The sequence below is a fragment of the Marinobacter sp. 2_MG-2023 genome (assembly GCF_030546935.1).
Classification (GTDB): domain Bacteria; phylum Pseudomonadota; class Gammaproteobacteria; order Pseudomonadales; family Oleiphilaceae; genus Marinobacter.
Window position 1 is genome coordinate 731,122 of sequence record NZ_JAUOPH010000002.1, and the last position, 16,131, is coordinate 747,252.

Genomic DNA, 16,131 nt, shown 5'->3' on the forward strand with positions numbered 1-16,131 from the left:
GGTTACAAGGTAGGATACCAATACTAACGCTCTCCGGACGGGCGGTACAATTGGTCATAAGACCTAGTTTTATCGGCGGTTCAACACACAAGAGACATAAAAGCATGAAAGTAGCAGTTTACTGTGGCTCCCGTTCAGGTAACGAGCCGCTATACGTTGAGAAGGCCAAAGAGCTGGGAGAGTTCTTTGGCCGAAACGGTATAGACCTGGTATTTGGTGGTGGGCACGTTGGCCTGATGGGTGTTATTGCCGATTCTGTGCTTGCCAGCGGCGGCAAGGTTTACGGTGTGATCCCACAACACCTGGTCAATCGCGAGCTGGCGCACCCCGGTCTTACTGAGTTGTTTGTTGTGCGTGACATGCATGAACGCAAGGCGAAGATGGCAGAGCTGGCCGATGGCTTTGTTGCTTTACCCGGGGGCATTGGCACACTCGAAGAGATCTTTGAAATGTGGACCTGGGGGCAGCTGGGCATGCACCAGAAGCCTTGTGGCTTCTATAACGTCGAAGGGTTTTACGATGCGCTGCTGGAGATGGTCAGAAGCATGGTGGCGGCCGGGTTTGTGAAGCAGCAATACCTCGACATGATTGTGCTGACGCAAACACCCACAGAGCTGATTGAACGCTTCAAGGCCTACGTGCCACCTCAGGAGAAGTGGACCTGAGCCAGCCTTGGCCCAGGTAGGATTCAAAGCCGGCTGACTCTGCCCATCAGTCGGCTCCAGCCGATGGGTAGCCGTTTCTCCAGGCTGGCCAATGCGGGGTCTTTCGGGTGCATGGCCTCGAAGGGCCGCTTGCTGGCGTACACCACGGTATTGTTGGTTTTGCTTTTGAATATCAGCAGCACGGCAAAGTGCTTTCGAAGCTGGCGGAAGTAGGGCCCTTCGGCGTCGGGTGTCCGGTGGTAGTTCAGAACCAGCCAGCCGTCGGGGCTTAAAGCCCGGCTACAGCTTTCTATAAATTGCCGCTTTGCCTGTGCGGGGCTCATGCGGTCTGCGCTATACAGGTCGGCCAGAATCAGGTCGGTACTGGCGTCTGGAGCGTCGTTCAGAGCATTGCGGGCATCAGCAATGGTAACGAGCAGGCGATCACTCTCGGGTAGACCAAAGTACTCCCGTGCCACATCCAGTACCGCCTGGCGCAGTTCAACCGCGTGCACTTGGCATTCCGGGAACAGATAATGAAAGGCGCTGGCCATAACCCCGCCGCCCAGGCCCAGGATGGTGACGTGGCGCGGTCTGATGAAGGCAGCCGGAAGCAACATGGCCCGGCTGTATTCGTGCACGGGGAGATGCGGGTATCGTCGGTCAATCTTGCTTTGCTCAAACACGGAGTTAAAGGTCAACACCCGGTGCTTGCGGTAGTCGATCACCAGAATGCTGCCGAGTTTGTCCCGGCTATGGTGAATAATCTCGCCTTTGTTGAACATGCGGTGCTCTTTGAGGAAGTCGGAAACCTAGCGGCTGAGGTGTTTAATTGTGTCCTGTGCGCCCTTGCCCTGGGCAAGGCTCAGCGCCGTGTTGCCATCGGCGTCCTGGAGTTCCGGGTTGGCGCCTTTTTCCAGCAAAAGCGCTACCGTATCGGCATGGCCGTTGCGCGCGGCAAGCATCAGCAGGCTTTCACCTTCGCTGGTGCGCATGTCTACTGGTACGCCTGCATCCAGCATCACGCTGAGAGGTCCGGCACCGCCATTGCGTGCCAGCTCAAAAATTCCCTGTGCAAAGGCGATGGCGTCTTCATCTGACTGGTTCTCAGGTTGCTGAGGTTGGCCGGTTTTGTGCTCGCTCATTGGGACTCCGTTTCAAAGGCTGCTGAAAAGTCGGTATAGACATGCATACGATACCGCTGATACAACGTTTTAGCACAGAGTGGGTTCGCCTCTGGCACAATCAAAACGATATAACCCAGCTATTAACAGCATTAACTGACAGGAGAAAGTGCCATGAAACTGAACGTTGAGGGTATTGAAGAGGGCAAACCGGTCCCGGAGATATTCGCGTTCGGCGTGTTCAACCGGGAAGAGCACATGAGTTTTGGCCCTAATCGGAGCCCGGACATGTTCTGGGAAGGTGCGCCGGAAGGTACGAAAAGCTTCGTTGTGATGATGTTTGATCCGGATGTGCCCAGTGTGGCTGATGATGCAAACCAGGAAGGCAAAACAGTTTCGAAAGATATTCCGCGGGTTGATTTCTTCCACTGGCTTCTGGTGGATATCCCCGCCAAAATCAGCCGTATTCCGGAAGGTGAAGACAGCGATGGCGTTACGCCCAAAGGCAAAGACGGAGGCTCTGGCCCGGTTGGCCTGCGAGGGGTGAACAATTTCACCCAGTTCCTGGCTGGAAACCCCGATATGGCCGGCACTTACTACGGCTATGACGGCCCCTGTCCGCCCTGGAACGATGAATTGCTGCACCACTATCACTACGAAGTGCATGCGCTGGATGTGGAATCACTGGGTCTTTCCGGAGAGTTTGATGGAGAGGCGGTGCGCAATGCCATGAAGGGTCACGTGCTGGCGAGCGCGCGGGTGACTGGCACTTATACGCTGAACCCGGACCTGCGCTAAGCTTTCGGACATCGCTCCTCAACGCAGAGGCCGGAGCCGCAGCACATAGGTTCCGGCGTGTTTCTGGTTGCTTTCTCGCGAGATTAAAACCGGTATTCTGCCATGAATGAGCCGAAGCTGTTTCTTGGATCTTGGCTCGGAGGCAGGTTGTCGTCGTCGACCGTTTCCGTCGATAGCCATAGGCTGAGATGGGCCCCAAAGCGTGGCCCAAGCCAATGCAAACCCAGAATGGTTTGGCCGACGGTGCGGTTGATTTTGATTGTGTTGCTGTCTGTCCAGTCGTTGCTCACCAGAAGGTTGCCTTCACGCGGCAGTGCCCAGGCGAAGTAGGTTGCTCTCAAGGTGATCGACGCATAAAACCGATTGCCCGTAACCGGTGCGATGGTGGCGTCATAGTCCATCCCACGACCGACGGGGCCCGGAATAAACGTGAACCCTTGTGGACGATCACCAATCCGAAACTCCAGCCCGGGCTGCGCAAACGTGTAGTAGTTGCCCACTGCAGCATCTCCGCTCAGAGCAACGTCAAACCAGGAGTTTTGGTACAGCCGGCGTTTGGCACTGATATACCCGTTGAGTATGGGTTCAAAGGCGAGCTGATTATCCCAGCCTTCAGGGTTATCACCGCCTATTGCGGTGTGAACCGTTACCTGGGCCTGCCTGGCAAGTGCCGGCTCCCCCACCCATCCAAACAGCCACTGGGCGCCAAAAAAGTATTCATCATCAAACCCGTAAAAGCTGTTGCCCCAACCTAAAAAACCCACATAGGGAACATCATTTTCAATGAGCACTGGTTGTTCGATGTTTGCCGGCGTCTCCATATTCTGACCGAGCACCCAACTCTCACGATAGTTCAGACCGGCAATGTCGGGAATTGCCCAGGCAACCAAGGCTTTGCCGAAAGCGGGCGTGCCCCCGGTTTCACCCAACGAGCTGACAGGTTCAGACGATACAACGGCTGAAATGCCATTGGTGAACTGATTATCGGAAGTGAGAATAACGTCGTTGGAGAGTTCAACGCGGACCGTCCCTCCAGCTTTGGTGGTTTCTGGCAATACTGCAGCACAGAACATCAACGCCAATGAGAGCAAACGAGAGCCGGCATTCAACTTTTAATCACCTGTAATTTTTCAAAACGCTATTGTCTTCCCTGAGCCACTTGTCTGGAAAGGTAAGCTGGGAGATGCTTCGTCGGCTGGAACCTCAGGAGGCCTGAGGTTCATCGCGTTTATGAAGCGGGTAAATCGCTTAGCTGATTGTACCTGCGTCTTTGACCTCCGGGCTATGAAGGCACGGATGGTTGTTTCCACATTCGAGATCTCTGGCACTTGGTGTATCCGCATGAGCTGTTGCACCCCACGCGAAGACAACAAGGGCACCGATCAGTGTTAGAGTTTTCATAATGCTGTTCCTCTTCGTTGGTATAGCGGCCACGCTCCCGCTGATCTGGGTTCAGTCAACGTCCTGAGGCGTGGCTTTCACGGTATGGACACACGAGCGAACGAAGGATTACAGATTATTTGCATGCCGCAGACTCAATGCACGCCTTCAACATGACCGGTAGAATAGTCTGATGAACCGTTCCCAATGGGCTTTCCGTCTCACTATTCTTGTTATTGTCGCACTCGTGATGGGCGCCATTTGGCTGGTTCTTCGCCAACTGGGCATGCCTGTGAGTCTTGCACCAGTAGCGCTGTCTGAGTGGCTTAACGATCAGGGCATGTTCGGACCACTGTTGCTCATGCTGTTGATGATTCTCGCGGTAGTTGTCGGGCCCATTCCGACATTGCCCATCAGCGCTGCATCGGGGCTGGTATATGGCATGTTTGCCGGAACGGCCATTGCAGTGATTGGCGCGCTTGCCGGGTCGCTTATTGCCTTTTACCTGGCGCGGATGCTCGGGCGCGATGCCGTTCAGAAGAAATTGGGGCACAACCCGATGTTCTCGGCACGGGGGTCGCAACCTTTCCTGTTTTTCGCGGTACTGATCACCCGGCTGATCCCCCTGTTTTCCTTTGCCCTGGTCAGTTATGCCGCTGGGGTCACCGCAATACATCTCTGGCGTTACGCCCTTGCGACCACCCTGGGCATGCTGCCGATGACCTTCGTTTTTGCGGGGCTTGGCCAGAGCTTTGAGTTCAATCCGGTGCTGACGGTAATAGCCGCTGTTATTGTTCTGGTATTTATGAGTACCCTGCCGATTTATCTTGGCCGACACCCGAATTCCAGGCTGGCCCGCTGGCTGCATCTGAATAAGGTTGTTTGAGTCTGAGCATTTTCTGTGTAACAGAACGCGAAGATGGTTGTCTGTAATCGCATTCCTTTACTGAAAATCCGATGCGATTGGAGTGATTATGCTTGGTTACCGACGTCTATCCTGTGTTCTGGCCATTCTCGTTATGCCTGCCCTTGCTTGGGCAGATACTGATACCGGGCTGTACAAGAGCTACCAGCGCCTTCTGACTGATTACGTGGTTGAGCAAGCGATGCCCGGGAACGGCCTGGTATCGGCTTTCGATTATCGGTCTGCTCTGGCCGATAGTGGCTTGCAAAAGAACCTGGCGGACCAACAGGCCAAACTGCGGGAGTTCGACCCCGAGACCCTGAATGGACGAGAGGAATCCGTAGCCTTCTGGATTAACGCCTACAATTTTTTCATGCTTGCCCAGATACTCACTGAACGACCGGATGGCGAACTGGTTTCGTCCGTCTGGGATTATGGTGGCCGGGTGAATCCGTTTGTTGACAGTGTGTTTGAGCGGAAGAGCTTTGTTATTGGGGGGCGAGCACACAGTCTTAATGAGATTGAAAAAGAAATCCTGCTGGGAAACGACTACGCGGACAGGGGCTGGAAGGATGCCCGCGTACATTTTGCGGTGAACTGTGCTTCGGTTGGTTGCCCGCCACTTCGGGACATCCTTTATACCGCAGACAATCTGGAAGACATGCTTGCAGAAAATACCCGCCGGGCGTTCAGCACAGAGCGTCACCTCCGTGTAGAGGGTGAGGTTCTTTATCTCACCGAATTATTCAAATGGTATAAAGAGGATTTCGCAGCGGCTTCCGGTTCTGAAAAGGCGTTCATTGAAGAATGGGCTGATCCGATAGTGGTGGATCGAGTGGCAGGCACAGGAACCATAGAATTCATCAACTATGACTGGACTTTAAACAGTCCGGCCAATTTTTCCGAGTTGCGTTAAGCCTGCTCTCGGAACACGGACACAAAAAGGCCGCTATTCCGGAGAATAGCGGCCTTTTCCGTTCCCGATCACTTTGCAGAGACTTTCATTTCCACAATTTTGTCAGCAGTTGCAACCGGGTAGCTCTTTGCTTCGTTGTATCTGTCCGCTTGACCGTTCATTGCCAGCGCAGTAGATGCTGAGAATGAAAGGGCAATAACGGCGAATATCAGTGTCAGTTTCTTCATGGTTTGGTACCTCGTTCGTGATGATGCACAGGGTCTGTCCGATGCTCGGTCAGGCCGCGCTTACGAGGTATAGACAACCGACTGCCCCCTTGTGTTACAGATTTTTGGAAAGTGGCAAGAAAAATTGGAGATTTGCATATAACCAAACGTCATAGAAACTGAGCTGTCCATTACTCAACGTAGAATTCATAATGGCGGCTCAAAAACTGATAGTGATATAAGGAGAAGCGCCATGAGCCGCATATTGGCCATTGTTCTGCTGATTGCCAGCTCACTTGCGTGGGCGGATGGCGGTAGAACGCCGCCCCTGGTTGATGCCAACTGGCTTGAAGCGAACCTCGAACGAGATAACCTGGTAGTGCTGGATGTCCGTTCGGGCATTGATAATGGTGGTGACCGAAGCAGCTTTCAGAATGCTCATATCCCCGGAGCTGTATACAGCAGCTACACTGGTGATGGCTGGCGCGAAAGCAGGGACGGCGTCAGGGGTCTGTTACCGCCTGTCGCAAGCGTGGAGCGCCTGATTGGTAGCCTGGGAATCAGTAACGACGATACCGTGGTGGTTGTACCTGCTGGCACAGGCGCAACCGACTTTGGAAGTGCCGCCCGTGTTTACTGGACCTTCAGAGTGTTGGGCCACGACGAGGTAACCATCCTCAACGGTGGCTTTGCTGGCTGGAAGGCTGCCGGTTACCGGGTGGACAGCGGTGAAGGGAATCAGCGCGACCTGGTGCAGTTTGAAGGCACCCTGCAGCCGGAATTGCTTGCAACTCTGGAGGAGGTGCAGGAAGCCAGAGATAGTCAGGCTCAACTCGTGGATGCTCGCCCTTCCGACTATTTCAGAGGCGAAAACCAATCCCCCGACGCCAAGGCACCTGGCACAATTCCGGGTTCTTTCAATCTGCCCCATGCAGGTTTCCTTGGTGAGCAAAACGCGGTCTGGTACCTGAACGAAAAAGACATCACCGCGCAGGTTAATCAGGCTGAGCTTGATTCCGGCGCTCGCACTATCGCGTTTTGCAACACTGGCCACTGGGCGGCCACAGATTGGTTCGTGTTAAGTGAGCTTGCCGGATTCCAGGAGGTTGCGCTCTATGATGGTTCCATGGCGGAGTGGTCCCAGGACAGCAGCCGACCGATGCAGGTAGCGAAGAAGGGGCTTGGCAAGCTTCTCGACCTGTTTAACTAACCCGTTTAACCAAGTGGATTCGCAATGACAGATTCTGCAGTTCTTCAGACCGGGCTTCAGCAGCCTGGCTGGCAGGTGGATCGATTTATCGTAGCAACCGCGCTGGCAGGCCTTGCTTTGCTGGGTGGGCTGATATGGCTGGAAACTGCGCCCTTCATGGTGGCGCTATTTGTAATTGGTAGTGTGTTGGGCATGGCCTTGTATCACGGTGCATTCGGCTTTACGGCAGGTTGGCGCAATCTGGTAGTTAAAAAGCGCGGCGCCGGAATGCGTGCACAACTCATGCTGTTTGGGCTCTCTTCCCTGATTATGGTGCCCATGCTTTACAGCGGGCAGGCAGGGCTTGTGGGTGCTGTTGCTCCGGTAGGTACCTCCCTGGTTGTGGGCTCCTTTATTTTCGGGCTTGGCATGCAACTTGGTGGGGGGTGTGGTTCCGGCACCTTGTTTACGGTAGGTGCCGGCAATATCCGCATGGTGGTAACGCTGGTGTTTTTTATAGCCGGTACTGTGCTTGGATCCATCCATCTACCCTGGTGGCTGGATCAGCCGGGCTTCGACCCGGTGCCACTGGTCAACACCTTTGGGGTCAGTGGAGCAATTATTGTTCAGCTTCTGGGTCTGGGCCTGATTGCCCGCTGGGTTAACCGGGTTGAGCGCAAGGCACACGGCAACCTTGAGCGTGGCGAGCTACTCTGGAAAGGCCAGGAACATGGTGTCTTCCGAACGCTGATCAGTGGTCGCTGGCCGTTTACCTGGGCGATTTTGATTCTGGCCGCTGGGAACGCGTTAACTCTGGCCCTTAGCGGTGCTCCCTGGAGTATCACGTTTGCCTTTAACGTTTGGGGCGCCAAAGCTATGGAAGTGATGGGAGTGAATATGTCCCAGTTCGAGTTCTGGACCTGGGAATACCCCGCCATGGCCTTGAAAGACTCCATGCTTACCAATGCGCCTTCGGTAATGAACTTCGGTTTGTTGCTCGGTGCCATGCTGGCGGCAGGCCTGGCGAACCGTTTTAACGAGGCGAGCCGTAGTCGGCCTGAAGGTCGCCAGTTTCTGGCTTCCGTAGTCGGTGGACTGTTGTTGGGCTATGGGGCCCGTTTGGGCTTTGGCTGCAACATCGGGGCGCTGTTTTCAGGTATTGCGTCAGCCAGCCTGCACGCCTGGATCTGGTTTGTCTGTGCCTTTTCCGGGTCACTGCTTGGAATACGCCTGCGGCCCTGGTTTCGGCTGCCCAACTGAAGCGGGAGAAGAACATGGAACGAGCTTACAGCCCCGTCCGCATTCTGGTAATGCTCGGGATTATTCTGGTGCTGATTATGGCAGACCACCTGAGCAGCCCCACCTTTGCGTTCAATTCCGGGCAAGGCAACGTGCAAACAGCGTTGAGCCAGCGAGATGAAACGGCCTGTGCGCCATGTGGAGCACCCTGCCCTTCAACACGAGACTGACTGACAAACTAGCCGGTACTCTTTCACACGGGGTTGGTGGCCAGAATTTCCATCTGCTGGCCACCTGACACGAAGGCGGGTTAGGCGTTTGCCCTGCCTGCCAGGCAGGAAAGCCAACAGCGTGAAGATGGCAGTGAGCCGTCCCGGGTTGCGTTTTATCATACGCATTCTCCATTGATGCTTAACCAACTGAAGCTCGACGACTCATTGATTACCTCTATATGGCAAACAGAACCCCAGGAGGCCTGAGGTTCGTGTGCTTCACCGCTTATCCGGTTGACCCTTGGCTTTCACCCTCTTGGATATGGAAGGTGGATGGGTTGTTTCCGCGCTCGATATCCTCCGCGCTTACTCCTTCTGCATGTGCTGTTGCGCCAAATGTGAAGGCAATGAGGGCGGTTATCAGTGTTAATGTTTTCATGATGCTGTTCTCCGTCTTTGGTCAGCGGCCACACTCCTGTTGCTGTGAGTTCAGTCAACATTCTGCGGTGTGGAGTTCACGCTATGGACACACGAGCGATCAAAGGATTACAGATTTTCTGCACGCTGACGTTTCTGGCCGGGCAGTCGCGATTCGAAGTCATAGTGGGCTGCCGTGGACGTGCCGCTCAGCTCGGTATTGAGTGTGCCCGTCGACCAGCCACCCAGCAGTAGCATGAGTATCGCCAGGGTACCGAGGGGCGATAATGGGATAGGGCAGCGATTCTCACGAAAGAAAAACTTCATTTCGTGGTCTGTCCTGTAACAATTGGCACTGCTTGGTAGTCTACTAACAGTAGACCTTCTTAACGGGCAAGGAAAAACACTATGACGAGATCCAAAGTGGAGTTCGCAAATGCTCAGGGCCAGAACCTTGCGGGCTTGTTGGAGTTGCCGGGCGAGGGCAAGCCTTATGCTATGGCCCTATTCGCCCATTGTTTTACGTGTGGAAAGGATATTGCTGCAGCGTCCCGGATAGGGCGCGCCCTCGTGAAGCAGGGCATTGGTGTGTTGCGTTTCGACTTTACCGGGTTGGGCAACAGTGACGGGGATTTTGGCAATACCAATTTCTCCTCCAACATCGAGGATTTGCTGGCGGCCGGCGAATTCCTCAAGCAACACTACGAGGCGCCGCGAATGATCATTGGTCACAGCCTGGGAGGCGCCGCGGTTTTGGCAGCAGCCCAGCGCATGCCGTCCCTTGAAGCCGTTGCCACCATCGGGGCGCCGGCTACCGCCCATCACGTCCAGCATCTTTTTGACAGCAAGGCCGACGAGATTCGTGAGTCCGGTGAAGCCGAAGTGACCCTGGCCGGTCGGACATTCAATGTAAAATCGCAGATGCTGGATGATCTGGTGCAATGGAATACACCGGACCACATCGGTAATCTGCGTAAGGCACTGATTATTTTCCATTCGCCGGTTGATGAGGTTGTGGGTATCAACGAAGCGGCCACTATCTATCAGGCGGCCAAGCATCCCAAAAGCTTTATTTCTCTTGATAATGCCGACCATCTGCTATCAAAAGCTGCGGATGCGGAATACGTTGCGGATATGCTCGTGGCCTGGTCCAGCCGGTACCTCTAACGTTACGGAGTTAGTCTGGCATTCGGGGCTGAACCTGGTCGCCGATACCTTGCCATTCCCGTCGTCTTCCAGGGTGTTGATTCGGCACTTGCGCGGGTAAAAAAGCCGGCACTGATTCTGTAACAATTTGCAGGTTCGCCTGTCAGTAGGTCATGAGATATGGAACGACTTTCCTTAATTGTCGCTCTGGCTCTCTGTAACCTTTGCATTGTTGGTCGGGTCGCAAACCCCTTGGGTGGAGCTGGTCTCCACCCTTTTTTTGATGGCCTCCTCAATTAGCCAGAGCCTGTCCTGACCCCAGCAGCTGAAGGTTCCATAGCGGAAACTCGGGACGCCCCAAAGCCCGCAGTCATACATTGCCTTACGGTTTACTTCCGCCCATTCATGCCAACTCTGGTCATCTAACAAAGTCTCTGCCTTCTGCCATTCCAATCCAGCGCGCTCTACGATGACTTTCAAGCCTGCATCGGTTTCCGAGCGGATGCCTTCGGCATTGACGGCCCGGGCGTAGCTACGCATGTACTCGATTTCACGGCCCAGGGAGCGGGCGTATTCAAACAGGGCATAACACCTTTCCACGCCAGGCCCGAGAGGGTCAGCGACAAAGCCATAAGGAATGCCCAGCTTGTCGGCTTCCCTTTTTGTGTCGTGGAAGATGTACCACTTCTTGGCATCGGGTACCGATTGTCCGCGCATCACCATGGGGAGCACCGGCTTCAGTTGCAGAGGTATATTCCATGCCTTCGCCAGCAGGATTACCCGTTCCAGGCCGAGGTAGGAGTAGGGGCTGCGAATGGAAAAGAACACATCCAGAGGTGTCTCGGCGGCCGGATGGCCATCGGGTAATCTTGTGGCGATATTTGTTAAATCAGCCCAGGTGCGCGTATAGGTTATCGCCCTTGAGGCATCCCGGTTCAGCCCTTGATCGGTGAGACTTCGTTCAAGATGGTCCAGCCGGTCTACGCCCCAGAACCACTCACCCAGGTACCAAACCATGCTGCCCTGATAGTGGCCGAGCCGCCGAAGCATTTTTTCATTATCGAGCAGGGTTTGATTATCAAGATCTGTAGGTCCCGAACCTGGCTTGCTTTGGGAATCGGAACTCCAGAGGTCCGTCAATAAGCGGGCAGCGGTATTGAGTCCGTCGTTGGCGTGTTCGGCCTGAAGCAGCCGGGCGGTGGCGGCCTTGAGTTCGGTTTCCGAGAGTGGCGTTGGCCGGTCAGGCGGCGTGAGGTTATACAGTTTGGCGATCCGGGTGGCGTCCTGTTGAGCCCACGAGCCCCACAGCGCCGGCTCGGGGAACATTTCTTCATCCAACTGCCAAACGGTATGGAGCCGGATGCGCACCCCATAGTGCTCCTGCAATTGAACAAGTGCCTGCAACAAGGTTAGCCCGAAAGGGTCTCGGGGATTCACGAACACCCGAACAAGGTCGCTCTCGCCTCGCAGCCTTGCCCGAGCTTTGTGCATGGATCGTTGCAGAGCATATCGGTACGGGCTGGAAAATGCGCGGGCGAACCAGGGCATAAGATCCGCTTTGACCGGACGATGCATAGGAGGAGTCTCTTTATTTGTTATTGATTGAACAGACAGTTCCTTACGTACTGTAACAGTTGCACTTCTCATGTGTCTCTACCGGTGAAACGCGAACAATCAATACCTTGGAAGCTACCGAGGCAGTGAGTAACCGGAACGGAGAGCGCGACAAGATGACTCGGCACTATTGGATGGGTGGCAACAGGTCCTACGAGGAAGACCGCTTTTTTGACGAATCCCTCGACAAATCCCTGTGGCAACAGGCAGAGACCTCCGAACAATGGCATGCATGCTGGTATACCGGTATGCCAGACCCGGAGTTTTTCAGCCAGGTGGGGCCGGAACGAAAAATTAACCATATTCCCGGAAACAATGCCCTCACGGTGAAAAGCCGTCTGCACCAAAGCCTTATGGAGCTGCGGGAACGAATGGAGCGGCAGGAGAAAGGCGGCGGGCACCTGACGGAGCGCTTGGCTTTCGTCCCCGGAGTTTTCTCCATGCCCGAGGATTATCACGATTTCCAGCAGGCGGCACTTCAGAACCCGGACAAACGCTGGATTCTCAAACCCAAGAATGCCGCCCGCGGAAAAGGTGTCCAATTGGTGGGTGACCCGGCGGACGTGCCCATGGAGTCCTCCTGGATGGTTCAGGAGTATCTTGAAAATCCCCATACCATGCATGGTCGAAAATATGTGCTGCGCCTGTATGTGCTGGTGTCGTCTATTTCGCCCTTCAGGGTTTACCTGTACCACCAGGGGTTTGCCAAGCTCGCGTCGGCGCCTTACGACGAAGAAAACGCAAATAATCCGTACAGTTACCTGACCAACCCTGATGTCAACGCTCTGAACCTTGAGGCTGATGTGCCGGTGGAATTCGTGGATTTCGAGCGCTACCGGGCCTGGTTACGGGAGCAGGGCCATGACGACGAGGCGCTATTCACCAAAATCGAGGATATGGTTGCCCTGACCTGCCTGGCAGCTCTGGAGCCCATGCGCGAGCGCTCACGAGTTATCGGCGCCGACACCCGGGGCTGTTATGAACTTATGGGCATTGATTGCCTCGTCGACGGCAACCTCAAGCCCTGGATCCTGGAGTGTAACCTCAGCCCGTCTCTGGGAGTCTGTGCCGGCCCTGAGAGTGGCGGCGACATTGAGGAAGGCATCAAAGGCGCCCTGATAGGGGATATGGTTGAAATGCTTGGCCTTAACCGGCCTGCTGGTGCCGATTCTGCCGATTCTGCCGATTCTGCCGATTCTGCCGATTCTGCCGGTTTCATGGCGGAGCGGCTGGTTCGGGAAACCCAGGCCGAAATAGCCAACAGTGGTGGTTTCAAAAACCTGATACCGGGGTCGGATCCTACGGTATACCTGCCGTTTATGGCCCTGCCTCGGCTGGCTGACTGGGTGGTTGCCCAAGCGCTCTCCGACCGTCCGGTGAAGCAGCCTCGTCTTGAACGGTGGATGTCCGAGGAGACGTTCAGTGAAGACCAGGTCTATGTCTACGACACCCGGCTGGGCCACCTGAGTAGCCTGAACGAGACCGCCTCACTGATCTGGTTGATGGCCACAGAAGGTGCCGGGCCGGATGATATTGCGTCGACGCTGGTAGATTCCGCTTTCAAAAGTATGCCTGTGGCCCCGGAAGCCTGGGCTATCCGCAATGATGTATGGAATACACTGGCTGACTGGGTTAACAACCGTTTTCTGGTGCAATCTGAGAATCACCTGGCCGAACGGGTTGCGCTGGAATCTGTCCAGCCGCCATTCCCGGAGACATCCGCGATGATGTCGATGGTGCTGGCCTGCGGTCGCTTCCGCGCTCGATTCTTCACCGACAGTGCAGCGCTGGTCAATCGGATTGAAAACCTGTTACAGCCAATGGCGGTGTCCGACGAGGCGGGAAAAGACTCGCTGCCCCGGCTCGAAATTGTCCGGGATACGCCTGGCTTCACGTTGATTCTCGATGGTCAGGTGCTCCACCCACGATTGCCGCTTTCGGCTGTCACGCCCGCCCTTGCAAACTGCCTGGCAACGCACGCCGCCAAACACGATGACATCGCTATAGACGCCGGCCTGGTTGCCGGCCCCGATCAGGCTGGCCCGATGTATATGGTCAGCCATAGTGAGCCAACCCTGCGTGACGCGCTCACCCTTGCTCTGTCTGCCCACTGGCGTGCTGATTATGGCCGCGGGGCGCTTCTGAAAGCCTCCGGAGACGATCACATTGAAGGGCTGGGTTTGCCCCTGCAGGCCCCCGACTTGGAGGGAATGCTCCTGCCCGCAATGGCGGGTATGACGGGCAACTTCGCCCAGGTACTTGCGGTACTTGTCCCCACGAGCGAGCCAATCGAGGACAAAAGCGGTGTACAGGCCATGACCGTAAATGAGGCGCTCAGACACCTCATTGCCAACTGCTGTTCCGAAGACGGGCGGCCACTGGATACCGGTGGTTTCAGCAGGCTCGCAGAGTGGCTGGAAGGCTGCGAACGCTATCTGGTTGATATGAATAATCCGGAGGCCGCTGCTGCAACGCTTTCCGGGCAGTGTTCCGTGAGAACACCGCAAAAGGCATCCGGGAGCCGTTGAGTATAAATATTCTTCGATATCCGGATATTGGGAGGCCAGGCATACAACCTGGCAATAACGTGAAAAGCAAAGGGGACGCATCATGTCCAGAGAAACGCAGAAACAGAGATTGCTCGGTAAGCTTGCCCGGGGCATGGCCTACACGGGCCCCGTGTTTGCAGTCGTTATAGGCGCCTCGGCGTTCAACGTCTCAGCCGCTGACGTTACAGCGGAGCCCGGCTACCTGATGCTTGCCGCTGGAGAGGCGGAAGCCGAGGGTGAAGCCAAGAAGAAGGGCTATGGAGAAGGTGAAGCCGAAGGCAAAGGTGAAGCCAAAGGAGAAGCTGAAGGCAAAACCAAGAAGAAAGGCCATGGCAAGGATGACGGCAAGGGAGAAGGGGAAGGCGAGGCCGAAGGAAAGGCCAAGAGCTGAGATATTGTCCGGTGTGGGCATGAGTAACGCTTGTGTCCACTCGGTCGCTTTCAGTGCTTAACAGAGCAACAGCAAACGGATAAATACCATGACACAGCCAGTTTCAGATAAGCGTCGGGACGTGAGCGACATTGTTGAAGAAAATGCCCATGCCATCGGGCAACTCGTCAACTTGTTGCAAGCGTTGCCCGGGAACCTTTACCGGCAAAGCTCTGGTTACAGGAAGCAGCATGTGATTGGCAAGCACGTTCGTCACATCATCGATCACTACAGCGCCTTGTTGTCGGCCACTGATTGCCCAGGGGCATTGCTCGACTATGAAAACCGGCACCGGGATCCGGCACTGGAAACAGATCGGCGGGCTGGGGGGCGCCGCCTGTCAGACATTTTACGGGAATTGCGCACCCGATTTGGAACAGAGTATTGCAGTGAACTTGCGATGCTGCACAGCAGTGAGGGCCAGCGGCACGTGGTAACCACCAGTGTCGATCGTGAACTGGTTTTTCTGGCCAGCCACACCATTCACCACATGGCGATTATCGGAATGCTTGCTGAGCAGGCAGGTGTGGAAGTCAATGCAGAATTCGGGGTCCATCCCTCGACGTTGCGTTATATGGAAAGGCAGGTTTCGGGCATGGCTAGAAGCGCCTGAGGCCCTGAGCACACCCTGAATAAGGGTAAAATACGACCGGAGGTTGTTGATATGTCTACAAATAAAAATCGAAAAGAACTTTTACGCAAACTGTCGCGAAATCTCATGGTGACGCTTCCCATGATGACGGTAGTGACTGTAGCGGGTTTCAACACGGGTTCCGGCTCTTTTGTGGAGCTGATTCCATCCGCCGAAGCGGCGCAGGGTGAGGCTGAAGGCGAAGCAAAAGGCGAAGCAGAAGGAGAAGCCAAAGCTGAGGCAGAAGACTTTGCTAAAGGAGAAGGTGAAGCAGAGGGCCACGCCGAGGGCGAAGCGGAAGGCGAGGCTGAGGGAGAGGGTGTATCGGCCAGTCTCAAGAAAGCGGTGCGCCGGCCTGAAGGTTACACACCTTACCAGGGCAATGTGGCCGAACTGAGAGCCAAGGGTGAGAAGCTGTTCAACGACACCAGCCTGTCCTCAAACGGCCTTGCGTGTGCCACTTGCCATACAAATGGCATGCTCTATAACCCCACCTTCAAGGACGAGTACCCGCATTTCGTGGCCATGGGCAAGCGTGACTTTGGGATGGACATGGTGCACCTGGATGAAATGGTCCAGATCTGCATGGTGGCTCCGATGGCAGCGGAGCCTCTGGAATGGGGGTCCGAGGAGTTGGCTGCGCTGACTGAATACGCACGAACGGAGCAAAAGAAATTCATCGACAAGTAACTACGTTGGTTTGCATCAGTAAGATTTTTGTCGACCTTGGGT

At 55.2% G+C, this 16,131-nt stretch carries 20 protein-coding genes; 12 read left to right on the plus strand and 8 right to left on the minus strand.

The annotated features are described in order from the left end of the window. Positions 1–104: 104 nt before the first annotated feature. Positions 105–665: a TIGR00730 family Rossman fold protein gene (locus tag Q4501_RS07070; protein ID WP_303595365.1), complete on the plus strand. Its 561-nt coding sequence runs from the start codon at positions 105–107 to the stop codon at positions 663–665. Between the two features lie 23 nt (positions 666–688). On the opposite strand, the gene Q4501_RS07075 is transcribed toward Q4501_RS07070, so the two are convergent. Both Q4501_RS07075 and Q4501_RS07080 read right to left on the minus strand, forming a co-directional pair. After that, a complete protein-coding gene (locus Q4501_RS07075) occupies positions 689–1,429 on the minus strand; it encodes a spermidine synthase (protein WP_303595367.1) in 741 nt (246 codons plus the stop codon). A 27-nt stretch (positions 1,430–1,456) separates the two neighbouring features. After that, positions 1,457–1,789: an ankyrin repeat domain-containing protein gene (locus Q4501_RS07080; RefSeq protein WP_303595369.1), complete on the minus strand. Its 333-nt coding sequence runs from the start codon at positions 1,787–1,789 to the stop codon at positions 1,457–1,459. A 153-nt stretch (positions 1,790–1,942) separates the two neighbouring features. Here Q4501_RS07080 and Q4501_RS07085 point away from each other — a divergent pair, with 153 nt between their 5' ends. Continuing rightward, entirely contained in the window at positions 1,943–2,566 is a 624-nt protein-coding gene (locus Q4501_RS07085; RefSeq protein WP_303595371.1) for a YbhB/YbcL family Raf kinase inhibitor-like protein, read from the plus strand. A gap of 83 nt (positions 2,567–2,649) precedes the next feature. Here Q4501_RS07085 and Q4501_RS07090 read toward each other — a convergent pair whose 3' ends face one another. Together Q4501_RS07090 and Q4501_RS07095 are read right to left on the minus strand one after the other, a co-directional pair. Continuing rightward, positions 2,650–3,675, minus strand: a complete 1,026-nt coding sequence (locus Q4501_RS07090) for a lipid A deacylase LpxR family protein (RefSeq protein WP_303595373.1) — start codon at positions 3,673–3,675, stop codon at positions 2,650–2,652. A gap of 139 nt (positions 3,676–3,814) precedes the next feature. Further along, positions 3,815–3,967 (minus strand): hypothetical protein, encoded by a 153-nt coding sequence (locus Q4501_RS07095; protein WP_303595374.1) that lies wholly within the window; start codon positions 3,965–3,967, stop codon positions 3,815–3,817. Positions 3,968–4,139: 172 nt separating this feature from the next. Between Q4501_RS07095 and Q4501_RS07100 the strand changes: the two genes are divergently transcribed. Further along, entirely contained in the window at positions 4,140–4,832 is a 693-nt protein-coding gene (locus Q4501_RS07100; protein ID WP_303595375.1) for a TVP38/TMEM64 family protein, read from the plus strand. Between the two features lie 88 nt (positions 4,833–4,920). Further along, a complete protein-coding gene (locus tag Q4501_RS07105; RefSeq protein ID WP_303595376.1) occupies positions 4,921–5,766 on the plus strand; it encodes a DUF547 domain-containing protein in 846 nt (281 codons plus the stop codon). Between the two features lie 68 nt (positions 5,767–5,834). On the opposite strand, the gene Q4501_RS07110 is transcribed toward Q4501_RS07105, so the two are convergent. After that, positions 5,835–5,993, minus strand: a complete 159-nt coding sequence (locus Q4501_RS07110) for a hypothetical protein (protein WP_303595378.1) — start codon at positions 5,991–5,993, stop codon at positions 5,835–5,837. A 232-nt stretch (positions 5,994–6,225) separates the two neighbouring features. Here Q4501_RS07110 and Q4501_RS07115 point away from each other — a divergent pair, with 232 nt between their 5' ends. From Q4501_RS07115 to Q4501_RS07125, 3 genes are read left to right on the plus strand one after another with little or no spacing between them, the layout of a single operon-like run. Next, a complete protein-coding gene (locus Q4501_RS07115; protein WP_303595379.1) occupies positions 6,226–7,182 on the plus strand; it encodes a sulfurtransferase in 957 nt (318 codons plus the stop codon). Positions 7,183–7,206: 24 nt separating this feature from the next. After that, on the plus strand, positions 7,207–8,421 hold the full coding sequence (locus tag Q4501_RS07120) for a YeeE/YedE family protein (RefSeq protein WP_303595380.1): 1,215 nt from the start codon (positions 7,207–7,209) through the stop codon (positions 8,419–8,421). A 14-nt stretch (positions 8,422–8,435) separates the two neighbouring features. Next, entirely contained in the window at positions 8,436–8,630 is a 195-nt protein-coding gene (locus Q4501_RS07125) for a hypothetical protein (RefSeq protein WP_303595382.1), read from the plus strand. Between the two features lie 268 nt (positions 8,631–8,898). Here the strand turns inward: Q4501_RS07125 and Q4501_RS07130 are convergent, their stop codons facing one another. Both Q4501_RS07130 and Q4501_RS07135 read right to left on the minus strand, forming a co-directional pair. Then, on the minus strand, positions 8,899–9,051 hold the full coding sequence (locus tag Q4501_RS07130; RefSeq protein ID WP_303595384.1) for a hypothetical protein: 153 nt from the start codon (positions 9,049–9,051) through the stop codon (positions 8,899–8,901). A gap of 107 nt (positions 9,052–9,158) precedes the next feature. Further along, positions 9,159–9,356: a hypothetical protein gene (locus Q4501_RS07135; RefSeq protein ID WP_303595385.1), complete on the minus strand. Its 198-nt coding sequence runs from the start codon at positions 9,354–9,356 to the stop codon at positions 9,159–9,161. Between the two features lie 81 nt (positions 9,357–9,437). On the opposite strand from Q4501_RS07135, the gene Q4501_RS07140 reads away from it, so the two are divergent. Beyond that, a complete protein-coding gene (locus Q4501_RS07140) occupies positions 9,438–10,196 on the plus strand; it encodes a S9 family peptidase (RefSeq protein WP_303595386.1) in 759 nt (252 codons plus the stop codon). Between the two features lie 174 nt (positions 10,197–10,370). Here Q4501_RS07140 and Q4501_RS07145 read toward each other — a convergent pair whose 3' ends face one another. After that, positions 10,371–11,750, minus strand: coding sequence for a DsbA family protein (locus Q4501_RS07145; protein WP_303595387.1), 1,380 nt, complete (start codon positions 11,748–11,750; stop codon positions 10,371–10,373). A 155-nt stretch (positions 11,751–11,905) separates the two neighbouring features. Here Q4501_RS07145 and Q4501_RS07150 point away from each other — a divergent pair, with 155 nt between their 5' ends. From Q4501_RS07150 to Q4501_RS07165, 4 genes are all read left to right on the plus strand, one after another. Continuing rightward, positions 11,906–14,317 (plus strand): amylase, encoded by a 2,412-nt coding sequence (locus Q4501_RS07150; protein WP_303595388.1) that lies wholly within the window; start codon positions 11,906–11,908, stop codon positions 14,315–14,317. Between the two features lie 82 nt (positions 14,318–14,399). After that, complete coding sequence (locus Q4501_RS07155; protein WP_303595389.1) at positions 14,400–14,729, plus strand: hypothetical protein; 330 nt, start codon at positions 14,400–14,402, stop codon at positions 14,727–14,729. Positions 14,730–14,817: 88 nt separating this feature from the next. Continuing rightward, entirely contained in the window at positions 14,818–15,381 is a 564-nt protein-coding gene (locus Q4501_RS07160; RefSeq protein WP_303595391.1) for a DinB family protein, read from the plus strand. Between the two features lie 51 nt (positions 15,382–15,432). Further along, positions 15,433–16,089, plus strand: coding sequence for a c-type cytochrome (locus tag Q4501_RS07165; RefSeq protein WP_303595393.1), 657 nt, complete (start codon positions 15,433–15,435; stop codon positions 16,087–16,089). The last annotated feature ends 42 nt before the right edge of the window (positions 16,090–16,131 follow it).